The organism is Butyrivibrio sp. AE2015, assembly GCF_000420825.1.
Taxonomy (GTDB): Bacteria; Bacillota; Clostridia; order Lachnospirales; family Lachnospiraceae; genus Butyrivibrio.
Genome location: NZ_ATVR01000006.1, coordinates 48,803 through 68,081, shown reverse-complemented (window position 1 = coordinate 68,081; position 19,279 = coordinate 48,803). Strand labels below are relative to the sequence as shown.

Sequence of the window (19,279 nt, the reverse complement as noted above, 5' to 3'; positions counted from 1 at the left end):
AAATTGCATAATATAAATGAAAGGTGACTAAAAAGGGAATGGATTTTAATGTTTGGGATAAGTTATGAAATTATTAAGTACTAAAATGGGTATTAAAAGTGCACAAAAAGGGATTAGAATAAACCATATCAGTCAAACCATTAAAGTCAAAAGTGAAGTGAAAGGGAATAGATGATGGGAAAGGTGCACAAAAAGGGAATCATTAGAATTGACTGTAATGGTTAACAAACCTTTGTGCTTTTATCTGATAAAAACCCCAAAATATAGGCAATTAATACTTGAAGGTGACCAAAAAAGGAATATAATAAAATAAAAGGTTTACAAAAAGGGAATGTTATTATATCTTTTTATTCTAAAGGTGTACAAAATAGGAAGATAATTTCTTTTCTAAGGTGCATGAAAAGGGAACCTGTATATAAAAGAACTGGGGGATTTATGAAAGAAGAAAAACGAGACCAACTCATTACTAGACAGAGTTATAAAAAGTCTAATGAATTGATCAACGCTATGGGTAAAGGAACTGCATTAAGCCAGAAACTGTTCGCCATAGGAATGCAGCATATTAAAATAGATGAAACAAACAACGTTGTTGCTACTATATATGGTACAGATTTAAGGAAAATGTTTAAGTCTACTTCCGGATCTTTGTATGAACACATTGAAGCGTTATGTGACAGACAGGTTAAGGGTGCTACTATTTTTGATTGGAACCTTCTTATGAAAGATAAGGCCAATGGTAAGATAGAAGCACACCAGGTAGTTACAGACGCATCTTTTAAAAATGGTACTCTAACACTTCGTTATAATAACTCACTAACGGATAAAATAGTCAATCTTCAAAAGGATTATACAGTACTTAGCTTATCAGATACTCTTAGTCTTAAGAGTGTGTATTCTTTGCGCTTATATGAGATGTTAAAATCTGCATTTGACTATAAAAAAGCCATTGAAAAAATAGATGGAGAGCAGGTTTTTGATTATAATCTGACAGAGCTAAAGCTTGAGCTTGGTATAATCACTTCCGGAGGCGATAATAAGATCAAGGCTGAGCTTGAAAAAGACTTTCCTGATTATGAAAAAATCGATGAATTAGTCGAGAAAACAGGCCAAACGAAGTATAAAGAATATAAAATATTCAATAGGAACGTATTATCAAAGGCAAAAGACGAATTAAATAAGAAAACCAGCCTGATAGTTGACTACGAGCCTATTAAAAGTGGCAGAAAAACTGTTGGGATCAGGTTCTTTGTTGATAAAAAAGATGTTGGAAATAGCATCAAAAAAGAGAAGAAGATCAATAAAGATGATGTTTTAGATGATCTTATCGATCTTATGCACGATTATTTCAAGGTAAAAGAGATCAAAGAAATTGCTGAATGTGCAGATTATGATATCGATAAGATAAAACAGGCTTATGATTACATGCAGTCCTATAACACTACCGTTGATGTCCCGATTGCATTTATGAAGGACTGCATTAAAAACGAGTATTATAACAACAAGGCTAAGCCAATCTCTCCAAAGAAAAATAGCTTTAATAACTTTGAGCAGAGAACGGATATAAACTTTGAAGAATTAGAAAAGCAACTGTTGGATAATTGATATAATAAATATATGTTATATAACATTGGGAAATTATGGAGAAAATTGTAGCAAAATTACTGATCTATGGGGATATGCCTGAAGAATCAATATTGATGCAGCTTGCAAAGGTTTCAAAAGATTTGCATAAGCCGGAATATGACAAAGAGGATCTGATAGCAAGAATTTACAAGCAGGTGAAAAGATTACTTGAACTTGGTACAGCTAATGCTTTTGATGATAATCTTTGGCATAACTATCTTACTTATTTACTTATAATGGATGAGAATCCATTTAGTCTTACTTGCGAGAAGGTTGGAAGTAAGAATGGCAGTGTTAATCATTTTGCGACCGCGGATTTTCATGCCTTTAAGCAGTTGTTTGAGTATGATTTCAAGGAAATGGAAGAGAAGCTCGGAATTGACTGTTTTAGCTGTATAACGAATTATAAGGCTATTGAGAAGCCTGAGCTTATGTACAATTCAAATGTAAGCGAGAAGGTAAGGAATCTATCCTCGAGGCTTGAGAATGCAGATTCAGACCAGGACTTTTTTGATATAGTTACTGATTTTTACAAAAAGATCGGTGTTGGTGAATTTGGACTAAATAAGGCATTCAGGATAAGAGAGCTTACAAACGGGAAAATAGAATTTAATCCTATAAATAATATGGATAAGGTCGTTTTAAGCGATCTTGTAGGCTATGAAATCCAGAAAAAAAAGCTTGTTGATAACACCAAAGCATTTGTAGAAGGTAAAAAAGCTAACAACGTGCTCTTATTTGGTGATAGTGGCACAGGAAAATCAACAAGCATTAAGGCAATTGTTAATGAGTATTATGGTGATGGCCTTAGAATGATAGAGATATATAAATATCAGTTCAGGCTTTTATCACAGCTTATCTCTCAGATAAAAAACAGGAATTATAAGTTTATTATCTATATGGATGACCTTTCTTTTGAAGAGGATGAATCTGATTACAAGTTCTTGAAGGCAGTCATAGAAGGTGGCGTTGAAACTAAGCCGGATAATATTCTTATCTATGCTACTTCCAATCGAAGACATCTGATAAAAGAAACATGGAAAGATAGAAGAGATGTTGAGCAGGACGGTGATATACATAGATCTGACACAATGGAAGAAAAACTGTCCCTTGCTAACAGATTTGGTGTGAATATAGGATATTATAAGCCTTCGAGACAGGAATATTACAATATAGTGAAAGAGCTTGCCAAGAGAAATGGAATAAAGATGGATGAAAGCGAGCTTTTGCTTGAAGCTGACAGATGGGAGTTAAATCACGGCGGTGTTTCTGGAAGATGTGCACAGCAATTCATAAATCATCTATCAGGGAATAATTAAGGATCCCATTTAAGGTTAGGACAATCAGGAGCGCAGCCTTGCAAGTACTCGTTTCGAACAGTACAGGATGCGTTTCTGCAGTCTCTGCACCTGAAAGAATAGTGGTAAGAGTAGCGGATTTTGCAAGCACGGCAGCAAAAAGGAGTGCCACTATTTCTAGCGACAAATGTTCGACCACATCCCATGCATGTTTGCACAACATTATGAGCCATAATTTCCTCCTTTATATATAATTATCTAGCAATTTGGTATATAATCAATTAAATTGTAATTAAATGAAAATAAAGAGGATATAAATCATGCATGAAATGAGCTATATTTCACGGATGGTAGCTCTGGCCATAGATGTAGCAAAAGAAAACAATGCTAAAAATGTAAAAAGTATCGTAGTTCAGATCGGAAAAACAAGTGGTGTAATGCCGTATTATATGTATAAGTATTATCCGGAAGCGGCAAAGGGAACAATGCTTGAGAATGCAGAGCTTGTTTGCGAGGAAGTGCCGGTAAAAGCTCTTTGTGAAGAATGTGGAAGTGAGTATTTTCCAACCAGTGACAACAGATACCTTTGTACTGAATGTGGTGGAAGAAGAGCGCATATAATCGAAGGGAAAGGCATTACATTAAAAAATATAGTTATAGAAGATATATAACATTTATACGTTATACAATGCAAATGTTTAAGCAAACTATTGACTTACACAATGCAGGGAGGTAGTTTTGAATACATTATATATTGAGTGCAAGATGGGTATAGCGGGCGACATGCTTACAGCAGCGCTGATCTCACTTTTTGACGATGTAAAAGAGAAAGAAAAAGAGCTGAATGAAATAGGAATACCTAATGTTGAATTTGTGCTTGAGGATTCAACAAAGTGCGGCGTAGTCGGTAAGCGTATGAGAGTTCTTGTGAAAGGTCAGGAAGAACCTGATTCTGAAGAAGAGCATCATCATGCACATGAATATGAACATGACCATGCACATTCTCATGAGTTTACTCATAGCCATGACGATGAGCACACCCATGAGCATGAAGGGCATCATCATCACAATAAGCTCTATGACATAGAGGACATCATTGAGAATTTAAATATCTCAAAAGAGATAAAAAGTGATGTCAGAGAAGTTTATGAGCTTCTCGCGCAGGCTGAAAGCAAGGTTCATGGAGTTCCGGTTTCGGAGATACATTTCCATGAAGTAGGTAATCTTGACGCAATAGCTGATATAACTGCAGTCTGCTATTTAATGCATGAGCTTGATGCAGATAAGATTGTTGTGTCACCGATAAATGTTGGTGGAGGAACAGTGAAATGTGCACACGGTATATTACCGGTTCCAGCGCCTGCAACAGCTCTTTTGCTGGAGGGAATTCCGTGTTACGAGAGTGATAGCATAAAATCAGAATTGTGCACTCCAACAGGAGCGGCTTTAGCTAAATATTTTGCTTTTGATTTTGCTTCTCAGCCTGTCATGAATGTTAAAAAAATAGGCTATGGTATGGGGAAAAAGGATTTTCCTCAGGGGAATTTTGTAAGGACTATATATGGCGAAAGCAGCGATGAATATGAGAATGATAGAATAGTAGAGTTGTCATGTAACATTGATGATATGACAGCTGAAGAGATTGGTTATGCAACTGAAAGGCTCTTCGAGGCAGGCGCAGTGGAGGCTTATACAATACCGGTTGGTATGAAAAAGAACAGGCCGGGAGTCATATTAACTTGCATGTGCAGACTTGATGATAGAGAGAATATATTAAAGGAATTATTTAAGAACACCACCACAATTGGTGTGCGAGAGAACATTTGCAACAGATATATCTTATCCAGAACAATAGATACTATAGAGACTCCATATGGTATGGTTCGCGTAAAAGAAGCGACTGGATATGACGTAAAACGGAAAAAGCTGGAATATGATGATATAGCAGGAATTGCAAGAAGAACCGGAAAAAGCATTATGGAGATAAAAAAAGAATTGGAAGTATCATTTTGATACTTCCAATTTTTATGAACAATTATATAGTGCATAATTAAAATATATATTGTATAATCAACGGTATAAAGTAATATTCCTAACATTAAATGGGGGATGCAGAATGTCAGAATTAGAGAGTCATGGGAAAATTGAGTATTCTTCTACAACTAACTTCACCTCAAATGATATTTTATACATGCTGAAGGATTTGCCGGATGCATGCTGTATTTTCAAGGTTTTAACAGATCCTTTTGGAACAGTTAAAGATATGCTTTTCCTGTTTGCCAATGAAAAATATGCACAGTTGGTAAAAAAACCATCTGCAGAGCTGATAGGAAGTACATATTTTGAGACGGTTACTAACAGGGATGAAGATTGGATCAAATATAGCTATCAGGCGGCAATTTTACGCCAATCTACAATTCTAAGAACATATAATAGTGATTATGATAAATGGTTCGAATTTTGGGCAGTACCTGTTTATCAAAAGGGATTTTGCGCTTTCATAATTCATGATGTTACTGCAGCAAAAAGAGATGAAGACGATAAAATTCTTAAAAGAAATAGTAACAACCTGGTAATAGAATGCGCAAAAGAGCTTTCCTCTGCTGAATTTGGAAAAGGCATTAAGAAAGTTCTTAAAATCCTTGGAACTGCAATCGAAGCTGACAGAGTATTTATAGTTGAGACTCAGGATAGAGAGATAAAAGCTATACACGAATGGGTCAGCGGATCAGCACCAGCAAAGCTACCTACAAAAAAGGATTTTGAAAACAATGACTTTATATCTCTTTGGCAAGGTCAGCTTAAGAATAAAGATATTACAGTAGTAAACGACACACATAAACTAAAAGAGCGCAACGAAGAGTTTTATGATAAGTTTTTAGCAGGCCATGTTCACAGATTCATAGTAGCTGCAATTAAGGACAAAAAAACTGTATTAGGTTATCTTATTGTTGATAATTTTGCAAATGACGTTCCCTTAAATGTCACCGATGTAATCGAATCCGCAGCAGTCTTTATTTCCTACGAGTTACGAAACAGGGCGCTGACTAATGAAATGATGTATCTTGGAAGCCATGATCCTCTTACAGGTCTTGGCAACAGATACTCACTTAATCAGACACTGGTACTTCTTGGCGGAATGTCTGTAAATGTCGGAGTTTGCTATGTTGATATAAATGGCTTAAAAGAGATAAATGATAAAAAAGGACATGAAGCAGGCGATGGACTGATAAAACAGGTTGCAAATGTTTTTGGAAGCGTCTTTAAGAAAAAATTCTGTTATAGGATAGGCGGAGACGAATTTATCTCAATTATACCGGAAATTGAAAAAGCTAAATTCAATGAACTTGTTGATAAACTGAGGAATAAGAAGATAGAAGCTGCAATAGGAGCAGTATGGAGCAAGAATTCCAGCGAAATAAATAGGGCGGTAAAACAGGCCGATGAAGCTATGTATGATGACAAGATGAAATACTATAAGAATCACGAGAGACGCCATGGAAAGGCATAAGACCATAAATAATAAGAGAAAAGAATATCCCACCGCAATAAAAGCGGTGGGATATTGTTATATAACATCAATAATACATATATTAAGCTAAAGAAGCAGTGATAATTGACATTGAGTATACTTCAAGAGCATTGCATCCACGAGAAAGATCGTTGATTGGTGCATTAAGGCCTAAAAGGATAGGACCATATGCTTCAAAGTTACCCATACGCTGTGCAATCTTATAACCAAGGTTACCAGCATTGATATCTGGGAAGATGAATGTGTTTGCATGTCCAGCAACCTTTGAACCAGGAGCTTTCTGCTTTGCAACACGTGGAGATACAGCAGCGTCAAACTGAAGCTCACCATCGATAGGAATCTCAGGATATCTCTCCTGTGCCTTTTTAGTAGCATTCTGCATCTTTGTAACAGTATCATCTTTTGCAGATCCCTTTGTTGAGAATGAAAGGAATGCAACCTTAGGATCAACACCGAATCTCTGCGCACAGTTAACTGTTTCGCCACAGATCTCTACGAGCTCATCCTCGTTAGGATTGATATTGATTCCACAGTCAGCCATTGCGATAACTTCATTTTCACCTGTTGCTGAAGGGCGAACAAGGATGAAGCATGAAGAAACAATTGTGTTTTCAGGTTTTGTCTTAATGATCTGAAGTGCTGGACGAACTGTATCAGCTGTTGAATATGTAGCACCTCCGAGAAGACAGTCGCCAAGGCCCATCTTTACGAGCATTGTTCCGAAGTAGTTTGTCTGCTTAAGGATAGGAATAGCTTTTTCTGGTGTCATTCCCTTGCTCTTTCTAAGCTCGCAGAACATATCTACCATCTCATCAAATTTATCGAAATTCTCAGGATCAATGATCTGAGCGCCTCTGATGTTGTAGCCGGCATCCTCAGCTGATTTATTGATCTCATCTGGGTTTCCTAAAAGAATAGGCTTAAGAAAGTTACCAGCAAGTAATCTTGAAGCTGCTTCAAGAATTCTTGGGTCAGATCCTTCAGGGAAAACGATTGTTTTTGGGTCAGCTTTAAGCTTTTGTATCATATCACCAAATCCGTACATTATTTATCCTCCTTGTATGTATCAGATATATTTTTAATCGACGATTGCGATTATAATACTTCTAAGATGCAAAAAACTTGATTTAACTCAAGTTTACTAAAAATTCACCAAAAAAGGTTGATAATTATTTAACTTACTTATATATTATTTAGTATATCTATTACGGAGGTACAAAAATGAATATGAATCCAATGCTGCTTATGCAGCTTCAACAGCGCTTTGGGCTGTTTTCACAGGAACATCCAAAGGTATTGCCTTTTTTTAGAGCAATTGGAGACAATGCAATGCAGGAGGGCACAATAATTGATATCAAGGTAACTACTCCTGATGGAAAAACATTAGAGTCCAACATAAAGCTTACTGCCAATGATATTGAAACAGTTAAAATGATGAAAAATATGGGAAATCAGTAATAAAAAAGCATCTCTTGGTTTTTGGGTCATTACCAAGAGATGCTTAAATTTTATTATTTTTTATACAGTTGAATAACCAAATCCATTGCAGATGGCGTCAACAGCAACTCCTGACTTGCATAAAGGACAGTTATCATGTGCGTAGCTGGCGTAATCCGGAAGGTCTCTTGTAGTAAACAGCGCTCTTATCGGAAAGCTTTCAATCTGAGTTGCAACTGAGAATACAGCTGAAATACCCACGATCTCACCGCCATAGAAGCGGATTGAATCAAGAGCACTCTTTAAAGTACCGCCTGTCGTCGCGGAATCAATCAGGATAAGGACTTTTTTACCATTTATCATGTGTTTGTTGTTATCTCTGAACATGATCTGATCATTTACATTGATCTCAGGACTTGTTATATACATGGTCTTGTGAGAATTCATTGAAAGAATTCCTGCTTCTGTAAGCTTATTGGCCATATAAGAACCAATAACTTCTGTACCATTCAGACACAGTATAGTATCGATGATATCTGAGGTCATGTACATTTCCGCCAGGGACTCGCCTGCAGCTCTGGCTTCTTTCATTCTTGCCTTTGTATCACAAAGATCGATGTAATAGTTAACATGAGAATGAGGTGTTATAAAATGCCCGGGGGTATAACGTAGAAGAACATCTTTGTTTCTAGAATACTCCATCTTTTTATAATTTTGCATAGTCAACCATCCTTTCTCATCAGCCTGATAAAATAATTTTATATATAAAATAATATCATTATATTATCTAAATTCCAATTATTTATCAGGCATTTTTTGGTGACTTCATGTTCTTGATAACAAACAATGTACCAAGCATTAGAAGAATACCAAGAGGCAGGCAGATCAGCCAGTTTTTCAAGAATCCTGCAAACACATATGCCACCAGGGAAACAGCGGCGGCTGTTAGCGCATATGGAAGTTGGGTTGAAACGTGATAAATGTGTTCACACTGGGCACCAGCACTTGCCATGATTGTTGTATCGGAAATGGGTGAGCAGTGATCTCCACAAACAGCACCGGCCATGCAGGCAGAAATTGATATTATCATGAGCTCATTGTTTAGATTGCCGCCAAATACATTGACAACAATAGGAATGAGGATACCAAAAGTTCCCCAGGATGTTCCGGTTGCAAATGCAAGGAAAGCGCCTACGATAAATACTATTGCAGGGATAAAGCTCATAAGAGCAGCATTGTCAGCTATATTTTGTACCAGACCTGCAACATATGTAGCTGCTCCAAGGGAGTCAGTCATTGATTTAAGAGTCCATGCAAAAGTAAGAACCATGATAGCAGGTACCATGCTCTTAAATCCTTCAGGAAGAGCATTCATGCATTCTGTAAAGCTGAGAACTCTGGTGCATACATAGAAAACAATTGTTATTATAAGCGCTGCTACAGAACCGTAAACAAGACCAACAGATGCGTCAGATCCTGAAAAGGCATCTATAAAACTTGCGCCATCAAAGAAACCACCTGTGTATATCATTCCGATTATGCAACAAATGATAAGTGCGATAATAGGGAGAATGAGGTGAATAACTTTTCCCTTGATAGACACCGGAGGAGTTGGCTGATCCTCGGCGCCGGTAAGAGATGCTGCTTCTTTTTTAGCTTTATTTTTTTCTGATGCCTTTCTTGAGTTGTGCTCAGCAACTTTCATCGCGCCATAGTCGAAATTCATGAGGGTGAGCCCAAACATCATTGCGATGGTCAAAAAAGCATAGAAGTTGTAAGGAATAGCTCTTACAAATAAGGTAAGGCCGTTTGCACCATCAACGAAACCAGTTACAGCAGCTGCCCATGAGGATATAGGGGCGATGATGCATATTGGAGCTGCAGTAGCATCAATAAGATATGCAAGCTTTTCTCTGGAAATCTTGTGTTTATCAGTAACCGGACGCATAACTGAACCAACTGTAAGGCAGTTAAAATAGTCATCGATAAAAATGATCATTCCGAGAAGTATAGTGGCAATCTGAGCACCGGCCTTTGTTTTTACGTGTTCGGAAGCCCATTTTCCAAAGGCTGCTGAACCACCGGCACGGTTGATAAGCATTACTATGCTACCTAGAATTACGAGGAATATAAGAATTCCAATGTTCCATGGGTCCGAGAGTTGTCCGATCATTCCATCGACAAAAACATGCTCTATTGTCCCAGTGAAACTAAATCCGGAATAAAGTAGTCCCCCAACTAGAATACCAATGAATAATGATGAATAAACTTCCTTGGTGATCAACGCTAGTGCAATGGCTATAATTGGCGGAAGTAGTGACCAAAATGAGTCTGTAAACATAACAATCCTCCTAAATAATTTTAAATAATTATACAATGTAATTGTGTAAAAAGTATATATTTGAACTATAAATGTTTTTCTGATATGATATGTTCCCATTGTTAATTTGTTATAAATAGAAAGAGGTAAAAATGGATACAAAGACAATCATAGAGGCTATAGGTTATTTGGGATCAGCTTTGGTACTGGTTTCTTTTCTGATGGCATCTGTTGTTAAACTAAGGATAGTAAATACGATTGGAAGCGTTATCTTTACAGCTTATGCTTTCATAATCCATTCATATCCCACAGCCATCATGAATGTATGCCTTGTTTTGATAAATATTTACTATCTTGTAAAAATGAGTAATACAAAAGTGGATTACAGTATAGTGAGAGTAAACACCAAGGATGCTCTCGTCAGATATCTGTTAAGATTCTATTCAGCTGACATAATGGATTGTTTTCCTGAGACTTTATTGGATTTTTCGGAGTCTGATCTGGGTTATGTGGTTTGTCACAACGGAAAACCGGTATCTTTATTCTTTGGAAAAGAAAAAGATGGCGTAGTTGATATAGACTTGGACTATTCAATACCTGAATACAGGGATTTTTCTATTGGTAAATATCTCTTGGATAAACTTCCCGGAGAAGGGATAAAATCTCTGATCTACAGAGGATCTGACGAAAACCATAAGGCATATCTTTTAAAAATGGGATATATAAAGAAGGATGGCTATTACGAGAAATATCTTTGATATTCACTTTTTAGACACATTATTTTTAGTTTCGTTTAAGGTTTGGAGTATAACATAATAAACATCAAGAGAGACAACACTCTTGAACCCCACATATATACTTTTCATAACACAACAGAAGGGTTGCTTATAATAATAAGCAGCCCTTCCTCCCTTTAAAGACTTTTGATTGCTCAAAAGTCTATTTTTTTATGATAAAATATTTGTAAGAGGCTATAACGGGTATTCTTATGTGAGGGAAACTATGAAAGAGGACATTTTTAGAAAGAAAAGTATAGAAAGAATCTCATCACCGGATGATTTGACTACCTATATTCACGTGGCAAGAGCAGAGGGATGGATCGTCCTATTGGCGATAATGATAATTTTGTTCGGTCTTATAGGGTGGAGCTATTTTTCTTCTATACAGAGCTATGTTTATGGAAAGGCAGAGGTATATGAAGGTGCTGTTACCGCAACTTTCGAGGACAGCGCTGCTGCACGCAACCTGACCACAGATATGGATCTTGAAATCGGGGATTTTTTGGTGCCAATAGGCTACATTAAGCATGATGACTATGGAAATATCATTGCAATTGGAAATGTGGATATTCCTGATGGTACATATGATGTTAAAGCTTCTTACAAAGAGACTCAGTTGATCAGCTTACTATTTAATTAATGCGGGGATGAGGGGTGTAATGAATAGATCAACTATAAAAAAGCCTATAACAAAAGGCAAGGCAAAAGTTCCGATCGTTATGCAGATGGAGGCACTTGAATGCGGCGCGGCATGCCTTGATATGATAATGGCCTATTACGACAAGTGGATTCCACTTGAGCGTGTGAGGGTAGACTGCGGTGTTTCAAGAGATGGTTCTAACGCCAAAAATATCCTTAAAGCTGCCAGGGCGTATGGCTTTGAAGCCAACGGCTATAAGTATGAGCCGGACGATCTGGTTGAAGATGGTGAATTTCCTTGCATAATACATTGGAATTTTAATCATTTTGTTGTTTTAAATGGTTTTAAGAATGGAAAAGCTTATTTAAATGACCCCGCAAGAGGGACCATTGTGGTTCCTATGAGTGAATTTGATGAGGCTTTTACTGGAATATGTCTTTTTATAAAGCCGGGAAATAATTTTGAAAAGAGCGGAAAGAGAAAAAGCACTGTTGAATTTGCCACGAAGAGATTACATGGGGCGGGGCTGGCAGTTGCTTTTGTTGTGCTGTCTACTGTTATTGCATATGCATTTAATATCATCAGTCCCGGATTCCAGAGATTTTTCATGGATAGACTCCTTACAGGAGAAAATATTGAGCTGCTTACCCCATTTATCATCCTGTTTTCTGTTGTTTGTTTTTTGGAGATAGTAGTAAATGCCATTACAGATCTGTATTCGCTAAAAATAAATGGAAAAATGTCTATCATTGGCAATAGCACATATATGTGGAAAGTATTGCATCTACCAATAGATTTCTTTAACAACAGACTCTCAGGAGATATTCTCCAGAGAAAAAGAACAAATGCTTCTATAGCAAATACAGTTGTTTCAACCTTAACTCCTATAGTTATCAACATTGGAATGATGATCTTTTATCTTATTGTAATGCTAAGGTACAGTCCGGCCTTGACGCTTATAGGAATAATAACGCTTTGCATCAATGCGTTTCTGGGCAGATTGATCTCCAAGAAAAGAGTCAACATAACAAGGCTTAACATGAGAGATGCAGGAAAGCTTGCGGCGACTACTCTTTCAGGAATATCAATGATAGAGACAATAAAATCCAGTGGCGCAGAGGATGGATTTTATGAGAAATGGGCAGGAATGCACGCAAAGGTTAATGAGGAAAATATAGAGTTTTCGCATATAAATGTCTGGATCGGAAGAATACCTGAGGTTTTGAATATTGTAGCTAACAGTTTAGTTCTTTTTATTGGTGTTGGACTTGTAATGCGAGGAAAATTCACCCTTGGCATGGTTACGAGTTTTCAGATGTATCTGCAGTCCTTCACATCACCTGCAATGCAGCTTATAGGAGCAGGTCAGACGATACAGGAGATGCGCTCTCAGATGGAGAGAGTTGAAGATGTTATGAATTATCCGGTGGAAGCGACTTTTAAAGAGGACGATGAACCGGAAACATATTCCAAGCTCTCTGGAAATGTTGAAGTAAAGGACCTTGTATTTGGCTATTCGAGAATGTCAGATCCTGTGATAAAGGGTATTTCCTTTAGCTTGAAACAGGGCAGCAAGATTGCCATAGTTGGTGGTTCGGGATGCGGAAAGAGCACTCTATCAAAGCTTATTTCCGGGCTTTACAAGCCTTGGAGCGGAGAGATCACATTTGATGGTAAAAAAATGTCTGAGATCAACCACAATGAATTTGCAGGATCGGTGGCTGTTGTGGATCAGGACATAGTTCTTTTTGCAGGAACTATTGAAGATAATATAAAGATGTGGGATGAATCCATTGAAGATTTTGAGATGATCCTGGCGGCAAGAGATGCCCAGATCCATGATGACATCATGGACAGAGTAGGCGCGTATAAGAGTCTTTTGGATGAAAATGGCAGCAATTTCTCGGGCGGCCAGAGGCAGAGACTTGAGATAGCAAGAGTTCTTGCACAGGATCCTTCAATAATCATTTTGGATGAGGCGACCAGTGCGCTTGATGCAAAGACAGAATTTGAGCTGATCAAGGCGGTTAAAGACAGGGGAATTACATGTATTGTAATAGCACACAGGTTATCAACAATACGTGATTGTGACGAAATCCTTGTTCTTAAGGATGGAGAAGTGGTAGAACGTGGAAAACACGATGAACTGATGGCAAAGAACGGTTATTATACCGAGCTTGTTGTCAATGAATGATGAGGGGCGAACGTGGGCTGGTTTGACGAACAGATAAGGCAAAGAATAAAAAGTGATCAGGATATTTTTGAAGACTCCATCTACAACATGATGTCTTCCATAAGCGGTAAGTACGAGTCGCTTATGATGGACAGGCGTCATATTGCCCAAAAAGCTGTAGAGGAGATCATAGAGTATTTTGGATTTAAGCCAAAAGAGGTGACTTCAGACCTTAAGGATGCTGTAAAAGCCTATGGAATAATGTACAGAAGGATAACTCTCGAGGGCAAGTGGTATAAGGATGCTTATGGACCTATGCTGGCATATCTTGGAAATCAGGATAAGCCGGTAGCTCTTTTGCCTAAAAGAGGAGGCGGATACAGGTACTATGACTATGACCTGAAGAAAAAAGTGACGGTTAATGCCTCAAATTATGCGGCTTTTATGGAGGAAGCTTATTGCTTTTACAGACCTCTTCCAAGAAAAAAACTCACTGTGAAAGATCTTTTGGTTTACATGAAAGACTGCATGGATATGGGAGATCTAATTTCTTTTGCAGCACTTACGCTTTTGTTTACAATTGGATCTCTTATGACCACGCAGCTCACCGGTTTTATAACCGGATACGTTATGAAAAACCGCAATATGAACATGCTCATTGGTACAGCTGTTTACTTTTTTATGGTAGTTATTGCAGAACAGCTCTTTGAGGCTTCCTCAGAGCTTGTGCAGGAGCGAATTGAGATAAAAAACTCTGTCAGCGTCGAGTCAGCGGTAATGAGCAGGGTTTTGAACCTGCCGGCAAGATTTTTTAAAGATTATACTTCCGGTGAGCTGGCATCGAGAATAGATGCGGTAGGAACTATATGTAGTCTTCTTGTTGAAAACTTTTTCACCCTGCCTGTAACTGTTGTTGTGTCGCTTCTGTACCTGCTTCAGATTGGAAATTTTGCAAAGTGTCTGGTGATTCCGTCCATAGCTATACTATTTATCAGCTTGATCGTTTCTATTGCGACAATACTGGTGAGAACGGGAATAAACAAGAAGATCATGGAGTATGATGCTGATGAGGATGGTCTTAGTTATGCGCTCATCAATGGAATTCAGAAGATAAAGCTTGCAGGAGCAGAGAAAAGAGCTTTTGCAAAGTGGGCAAACAATTTTAATGAGAGTGCAAAATTAAGCTATAGCCCGCCGCCTGCAATAATTTTTAGTGGGACTATCAATAAAGCAATTACTATTATTGGAACTATTGTTTTGTATTATACTGCTGTTAATGGCGGGGTTTCACCCGGCGATTATATTGCATTTGGTGTTGCCTTTGGTTATTTTCAGGGTGTATTTAACGGATTTGAGTCAGTTGCGGTTTCTACAGCGCAGATAAGTCCTGTTTTGAGCCTTGCGGAACCCATATTAAGTGCAGAGACTGAAAGTTCTGAGGATAAGCTTGCTGTCGACAGGCTTATGGGTGCAGTAGAACTCAGCAATGTATCTTTCAGGTATAGCGAAAGTACTCCATATGTATTAAATGGTCTTAATCTAAAGATAAAACCCGGAGAATATGTTGCTATCGTCGGTAAAACAGGTTGCGGAAAGAGTACGATCATAAGACTGCTGTTGGGATTTGAGAAGCCGGATAAAGGTGCGATCTATTATGACGGAAGAGATTTGGGAAGGCTTGATCTTGGTGCTCTTAGGAGAAAAATAGGCAGTGTTACCCAGACAGGCTCTCTTTTTGAGGGAGATATTTATTCAAATATTGTTATCTCTGCGCCGACGCTGTCATTGGATGAAGCATGGGAAGCTGCTGAGATTGCAGGAATAGCAGATGATATTAAAAAGATGCCGATGGGAATGAGCACGATCATATCAGAAGGACAGGGTGGGATTTCCGGAGGTCAGAAGCAGCGCATTATGATAGCCAGGGCTATTGCACCAAAGCCAAAAGTTCTTTTGCTTGATGAGGCTACAAGCGCTTTGGATAATATCACCCAGAAAAAAGTCTCTGATGCGCTATATAACTTAAAGTGTACCAGGATTGTTGTTGCACACAGGCTTTCAACTATAAAAAACTGTGACAGGATAGTTGTTCTGGATGGAGGGAAGATAGTTGAAGATGGTACATATGATGAGCTGGTGGCAAAAAAGGGATATTTTGCTGAACTTGTAGAAAGGCAGCAATTATAGATTTGCGATAGTTCGTATATTAGTGTTAAAATTGAGGATAGCAGATGAAAATCTCGTTTGATTTGGATGATGTATTATTTGTTTCACCAGACAATTATGAGGTAGAACCGGAACTTCGATTCCCATTAAACAAAATGTTCCCTGAGAGGCTTAGAAAAGGTACAGTCAGACTTATCCATGAGCTCCAGAACAGAGGATTTGAGGTGTGGGTTTATACTTCATCATTTAGGTCAGAAGTGTATATCAGAACGCTTTTCAGGTATTACAATATCAGATTTTCGCAGATAGTGAATGGGTACAGGCATAAGGCTGAGGTCCAGGGCAACAGAACAACGCTTTTACCTCAGAAAATGCCCAATCATTACAGGATATCACTTCATATTGATGATGAAGATGTGATCATGGAAAATTCTAAGATTTACGGATTTAGAGTTTTCAGGGTATTGGAACCGGATGACATGTGGGTTGAGAAAGTTTTGGACGAAGCAGAGCGTGTTCGTAAACTTGAAGAGAACTCCTAGGAGCTGGATGCCTATGTATACAAAAGACGAGATCGAAGTAAAACTTAATTATTTAGAGTCTGTTTTTGAGAAATATGGAGCTGTTCCATTAGATATTAATGAAAAAAATATGGAGAAGTTCCATCAAAGAAAGATCTATCAATACAAGGATAATTATTACAGAGTCGACAGTGCCGACTTTGAAGATAATGGGGAGATTTTCCTGGTGCTGAGCAGCACGGATGAAAAGAAATATGCAGATATCGGTCTTTTGGAAGATATTGATGCATTTTCTGCAGGAATGTCTGATGAGCAATTGGAAAAACAGGTCCGGTATGTACTTGGAATCGAGCCGTATCCTGAAGATTATGCTCAAAAATAAAATTGCCGGAATTCATTTTGGTTCGTATATATAAGTGAAACCAAATATGATTCCGAAATGGAGGTAATACCATGGAAAATAAATTATCACGACTTTTCGATTATCAGAAGTTTGCATCTAATCCTGATCTTGAAAAAGTGATTCGCGGGGTTGAAGAAAAATATTCATTGAACAAACAGACATTATCTGATGATGATCTTGAATTCGTAGCAGCTGCTGGGGATCCATACATCAGTAAAAAACCTAAAGAATAATGAGACATAAATAAAGGAGAAACGGCAACATGGGGGGCATTCCTTCGAAGGAACAGATTTACACAGACTACAAGGATAAAGTATTTGCGTATATAAGGAATCACGTTAATTCACCGGAAGACGCTGAGGACTTATGCGCGGATGTATTCGTAAAAGTTTATGACAAACTTGATACTTTTGATGAATCCAAGGCGAGAATCTCTACTTGGATTTATTCTATTACCAGCAATACGGTGATTGACTTTTACAGAACTAATCATATTCATTCTGAAATTCCGGAGGATCTGTCAGACACAAAAAGCAGTATCGAGGAAGAGGTACTTACACAGGAATCTTTAAGCGAGCTGGCAACTGCCCTTTTAAAGCTGACTGAAGAGCAGAGAGACATTATCGTACTTAGGTACTATAAAGGGCTTACTTTGCAGGAAGTTTCCCAAAAAATGAACCTTTCTTACGGTATAACAAAATTGAGGCACAGGGAAGCTTTAGGGAAACTACAGGATATTTTAGCGTAATTTTCTTTTTTTTGCATATTATTTTTATGTTTTTTTGTATATAATAGTTGTAAACAGACTATTTGCTGAAGGGGGACTAGAATATGCAATCAGAGCACGTTAGGATCAGTAACATAGACAAAGATATTGATAGAGCCTATCAGCTTTTGGATGATTATATCTTTGATGTTAAGCTTGAAGGAAAAAATGCTTTGAGACTTAGGCTTCTTACGGAGGAAGTATTAAGGCTTGCGAAGTCTATCATGGACGAGACCACAGTAGAGATGTGGTTTGAGGGGGGTTCAAAGCTCACGAACATCTATCTTTCAGCAGATAACAATATAGATTCAAACAAGCAAAAAGAACTTATTTCAGTGGCTACATCAGGTGAAAACAGTGCACAGACAGGATTTTTTGGCCAGCTGGTGAAGGCATTTTTGTTTGAAGCTCCTGCAGAAAGGACATGGACATTAAAAGATTACAGAAACGAGATTCTGAAAAAGAGACGTGAGGATAAGTATTCACAGGAAGCATGGGACGATCTGGAAAGGTCTCTTGTTGCGAATCTTGCAGATGATATTATTGTTTCTATCGATAAAGACAAGATCAAGATGTGGGTCATAAAGGACTTCTCAGAAGCGTTAAGCACAGTAGGTTCCAGTGTTCCACAGATAGTCACAGATCCAATTATTGTTGATAGTGACTACATTCAGGGGTCAAATGCCAACGGTAGGGCTGATAAGGCAATAGATGTACTTGAACTTAGTAATAAAGATGCAATGCATCTTAAGCTTGTATTTGAAGAAACAATCGGAATGCTCAAAGAGATGACCGGAGAATACAGTGCAGTTGTATGGTTTGAGAAATATAAGAATGAGGCCTGCTTGAAGCTTACGGCCAAAACACTTATGGATTCCGATAAAAAGAGCACGCTTTTGGATATGTCTTCTGAGGGAAATGTCTCTGTAAAGGGATTCATGGACAAAGTCAGAGATGTCATTGAAAATGGTATTCTTGGTTATAATAATGTTATGAAATTACAGCAGGAGTATGGCGGCGGGTACATATCCTATGGTACAATGGGTATGTACGGAAGCACAGAAGGATTAGCAGATTCTGGAATATCATGGTCGTTGTATGAGTATAGAAATGCTCTTTCCGACAGTATTGAAACCAGTGAAAGCGCAAAAGAGGCATGGGATGAACTTGAAAAGTCCATTGTTGCCAGCGTTGCGAAGGATGTTATTGTAGGAGTTAAAGGGGACAGGGTAGATATGACTGTTGTTTGTGCCCTTAACAAATAAATGATGTTTATGAGAGGAGCCTAATATGACAATTAACAAAATAGCTAATGGATCACAACTTACTGTTGCTCTGGATGGAAGATTGGATACTACTACAGCGCCACAGCTCGATGATGAACTTAAGACCGCTCTTAACGGCATTACAAAGCTTGACTTTGATCTGGCAAATCTTGAGTATATATCATCTGCGGGGCTGAGAGTTCTCTTATCTGCTCAGAAAGTAATGAATAAGCAGGGAGAGATGATCGTGAAGAACGCCAATGAAGAAATAAAAGAAATCTTTGAAGTAACAGGATTTGTTGATATTTTAACAATCGAATAAAGATATTTATTTAAGCCGCATAGAAATATGCGGC

Annotated in this window: 19 protein-coding genes; 16 read left to right on the top strand and 3 right to left on the bottom strand. The window is 37.9% G+C overall.

From position 1 onward, the window contains the following. Positions 1-435: 435 nt before the first annotated feature. From G585_RS0104850 to G585_RS0104825, 5 genes are all read left to right on the top strand, one after another. Positions 436-1,602 (top strand): replication initiation protein, encoded by a 1,167-nt coding sequence (locus tag G585_RS0104850; protein WP_022773374.1) that lies wholly within the window; start codon positions 436-438, stop codon positions 1,600-1,602. Between the two features lie 35 nt (positions 1,603-1,637). Continuing rightward, positions 1,638-2,942, top strand: a complete 1,305-nt coding sequence (locus tag G585_RS0104845; RefSeq protein ID WP_022773373.1) for an ATP-binding protein — start codon at positions 1,638-1,640, stop codon at positions 2,940-2,942. A gap of 299 nt (positions 2,943-3,241) precedes the next feature. Continuing rightward, positions 3,242-3,592: a hydrogenase maturation nickel metallochaperone HypA gene (gene hypA, locus G585_RS0104835; RefSeq protein ID WP_022773370.1), complete on the top strand. Its 351-nt coding sequence runs from the start codon at positions 3,242-3,244 to the stop codon at positions 3,590-3,592. A 67-nt stretch (positions 3,593-3,659) separates the two neighbouring features. Next, complete coding sequence (larC, locus tag G585_RS0104830; protein WP_022773369.1) at positions 3,660-4,934, top strand: nickel pincer cofactor biosynthesis protein LarC; 1,275 nt, start codon at positions 3,660-3,662, stop codon at positions 4,932-4,934. A gap of 103 nt (positions 4,935-5,037) precedes the next feature. Further along, positions 5,038-6,432, top strand: coding sequence for a sensor domain-containing diguanylate cyclase (locus G585_RS0104825; protein WP_022773367.1), 1,395 nt, complete (start codon positions 5,038-5,040; stop codon positions 6,430-6,432). 82 nt (positions 6,433-6,514) lie between these two features. Here G585_RS0104825 and pta read toward each other — a convergent pair whose 3' ends face one another. After that, positions 6,515-7,498, bottom strand: a complete 984-nt coding sequence (gene pta / locus G585_RS0104820; protein ID WP_022773366.1) for a phosphate acetyltransferase — start codon at positions 7,496-7,498, stop codon at positions 6,515-6,517. A gap of 176 nt (positions 7,499-7,674) precedes the next feature. On the opposite strand from pta, the gene G585_RS0104815 reads away from it, so the two are divergent. Continuing rightward, on the top strand, positions 7,675-7,911 hold the full coding sequence (locus tag G585_RS0104815) for a hypothetical protein (protein ID WP_022773365.1): 237 nt from the start codon (positions 7,675-7,677) through the stop codon (positions 7,909-7,911). A 60-nt stretch (positions 7,912-7,971) separates the two neighbouring features. Here G585_RS0104815 and G585_RS0104810 read toward each other — a convergent pair whose 3' ends face one another. Continuing rightward, the gene (locus tag G585_RS0104810) at positions 7,972-8,610 is read right to left on the bottom strand and encodes a phosphoribosyltransferase family protein (RefSeq protein ID WP_022773363.1); all 639 of its coding nucleotides are present in this window, start codon (positions 8,608-8,610) and stop codon (positions 7,972-7,974) included. Between the two features lie 85 nt (positions 8,611-8,695). Further along, positions 8,696-10,231, bottom strand: coding sequence for a Na+/H+ antiporter NhaC family protein (locus tag G585_RS0104805; protein WP_022773362.1), 1,536 nt, complete (start codon positions 10,229-10,231; stop codon positions 8,696-8,698). A 131-nt stretch (positions 10,232-10,362) separates the two neighbouring features. On the opposite strand from G585_RS0104805, the gene G585_RS0104800 reads away from it, so the two are divergent. From G585_RS0104800 to G585_RS0104755, 10 genes are all read left to right on the top strand, one after another. Then, complete coding sequence (locus G585_RS0104800) at positions 10,363-10,968, top strand: YgjV family protein (protein WP_022773360.1); 606 nt, start codon at positions 10,363-10,365, stop codon at positions 10,966-10,968. Between the two features lie 244 nt (positions 10,969-11,212). Continuing rightward, the gene (locus tag G585_RS0104795) at positions 11,213-11,629 is read left to right on the top strand and encodes a hypothetical protein (RefSeq protein ID WP_022773359.1); all 417 of its coding nucleotides are present in this window, start codon (positions 11,213-11,215) and stop codon (positions 11,627-11,629) included. A gap of 19 nt (positions 11,630-11,648) precedes the next feature. Further along, entirely contained in the window at positions 11,649-13,823 is a 2,175-nt protein-coding gene (locus G585_RS0104790) for an NHLP family bacteriocin export ABC transporter peptidase/permease/ATPase subunit (protein WP_242829986.1), read from the top strand. A gap of 12 nt (positions 13,824-13,835) precedes the next feature. Next, positions 13,836-15,989: an ATP-binding cassette domain-containing protein gene (locus G585_RS0104785; RefSeq protein ID WP_022773356.1), complete on the top strand. Its 2,154-nt coding sequence runs from the start codon at positions 13,836-13,838 to the stop codon at positions 15,987-15,989. 44 nt (positions 15,990-16,033) lie between these two features. After that, positions 16,034-16,510, top strand: a complete 477-nt coding sequence (locus G585_RS0104780; protein ID WP_022773355.1) for a hypothetical protein — start codon at positions 16,034-16,036, stop codon at positions 16,508-16,510. 13 nt (positions 16,511-16,523) lie between these two features. Then, complete coding sequence (locus G585_RS0104775; protein ID WP_022773353.1) at positions 16,524-16,871, top strand: hypothetical protein; 348 nt, start codon at positions 16,524-16,526, stop codon at positions 16,869-16,871. A 71-nt stretch (positions 16,872-16,942) separates the two neighbouring features. After that, positions 16,943-17,125, top strand: coding sequence for a hypothetical protein (locus tag G585_RS0104770; protein WP_022773352.1), 183 nt, complete (start codon positions 16,943-16,945; stop codon positions 17,123-17,125). Positions 17,126-17,154: 29 nt separating this feature from the next. Beyond that, positions 17,155-17,640 carry an RNA polymerase sigma factor gene (locus G585_RS0104765; protein ID WP_022773350.1) on the top strand — a complete coding sequence of 162 codons (486 nt, stop codon included), beginning with the start codon at positions 17,155-17,157 and terminating at the stop codon, positions 17,638-17,640. A gap of 83 nt (positions 17,641-17,723) precedes the next feature. After that, positions 17,724-18,923, top strand: a complete 1,200-nt coding sequence (locus tag G585_RS0104760) for a hypothetical protein (protein ID WP_022773349.1) — start codon at positions 17,724-17,726, stop codon at positions 18,921-18,923. 25 nt (positions 18,924-18,948) lie between these two features. Next, a complete protein-coding gene (locus G585_RS0104755; protein WP_022773347.1) occupies positions 18,949-19,245 on the top strand; it encodes an STAS domain-containing protein in 297 nt (98 codons plus the stop codon). Positions 19,246-19,279 lie beyond the last annotated feature (34 nt).

Coding starts and splice junctions, on each gene's coding strand:
- G585_RS0104850 (WP_022773374.1), top strand. CDS start 436: ATGAAAGAAGAAAAACGAGACCAACTCATTACTAGACAGAGTTATAAA.
- G585_RS0104845 (WP_022773373.1), top strand. CDS start 1,638: ATGGAGAAAATTGTAGCAAAATTACTGATCTATGGGGATATGCCTGAA.
- hypA (WP_022773370.1), top strand. CDS start 3,242: ATGCATGAAATGAGCTATATTTCACGGATGGTAGCTCTGGCCATAGAT.
- G585_RS0104825 (WP_022773367.1), top strand. CDS start 5,038: ATGTCAGAATTAGAGAGTCATGGGAAAATTGAGTATTCTTCTACAACT.
- pta (WP_022773366.1), bottom strand. CDS start 7,498: ATGTACGGATTTGGTGATATGATACAAAAGCTTAAAGCTGACCCAAAA.
- G585_RS0104815 (WP_022773365.1), top strand. CDS start 7,675: ATGAATATGAATCCAATGCTGCTTATGCAGCTTCAACAGCGCTTTGGG.
- G585_RS0104810 (WP_022773363.1), bottom strand. CDS start 8,610: ATGCAAAATTATAAAAAGATGGAGTATTCTAGAAACAAAGATGTTCTT.
- G585_RS0104805 (WP_022773362.1), bottom strand. CDS start 10,231: ATGTTTACAGACTCATTTTGGTCACTACTTCCGCCAATTATAGCCATT.
- G585_RS0104800 (WP_022773360.1), top strand. CDS start 10,363: ATGGATACAAAGACAATCATAGAGGCTATAGGTTATTTGGGATCAGCT.
- G585_RS0104795 (WP_022773359.1), top strand. CDS start 11,213: ATGAAAGAGGACATTTTTAGAAAGAAAAGTATAGAAAGAATCTCATCA.
- G585_RS0104790 (WP_242829986.1), top strand. CDS start 11,649: ATGAATAGATCAACTATAAAAAAGCCTATAACAAAAGGCAAGGCAAAA.
- G585_RS0104780 (WP_022773355.1), top strand. CDS start 16,034: ATGAAAATCTCGTTTGATTTGGATGATGTATTATTTGTTTCACCAGAC.
- G585_RS0104775 (WP_022773353.1), top strand. CDS start 16,524: ATGTATACAAAAGACGAGATCGAAGTAAAACTTAATTATTTAGAGTCT.
- G585_RS0104770 (WP_022773352.1), top strand. CDS start 16,943: ATGGAAAATAAATTATCACGACTTTTCGATTATCAGAAGTTTGCATCT.
- G585_RS0104765 (WP_022773350.1), top strand. CDS start 17,155: ATGGGGGGCATTCCTTCGAAGGAACAGATTTACACAGACTACAAGGAT.
- G585_RS0104760 (WP_022773349.1), top strand. CDS start 17,724: ATGCAATCAGAGCACGTTAGGATCAGTAACATAGACAAAGATATTGAT.
- G585_RS0104755 (WP_022773347.1), top strand. CDS start 18,949: ATGACAATTAACAAAATAGCTAATGGATCACAACTTACTGTTGCTCTG.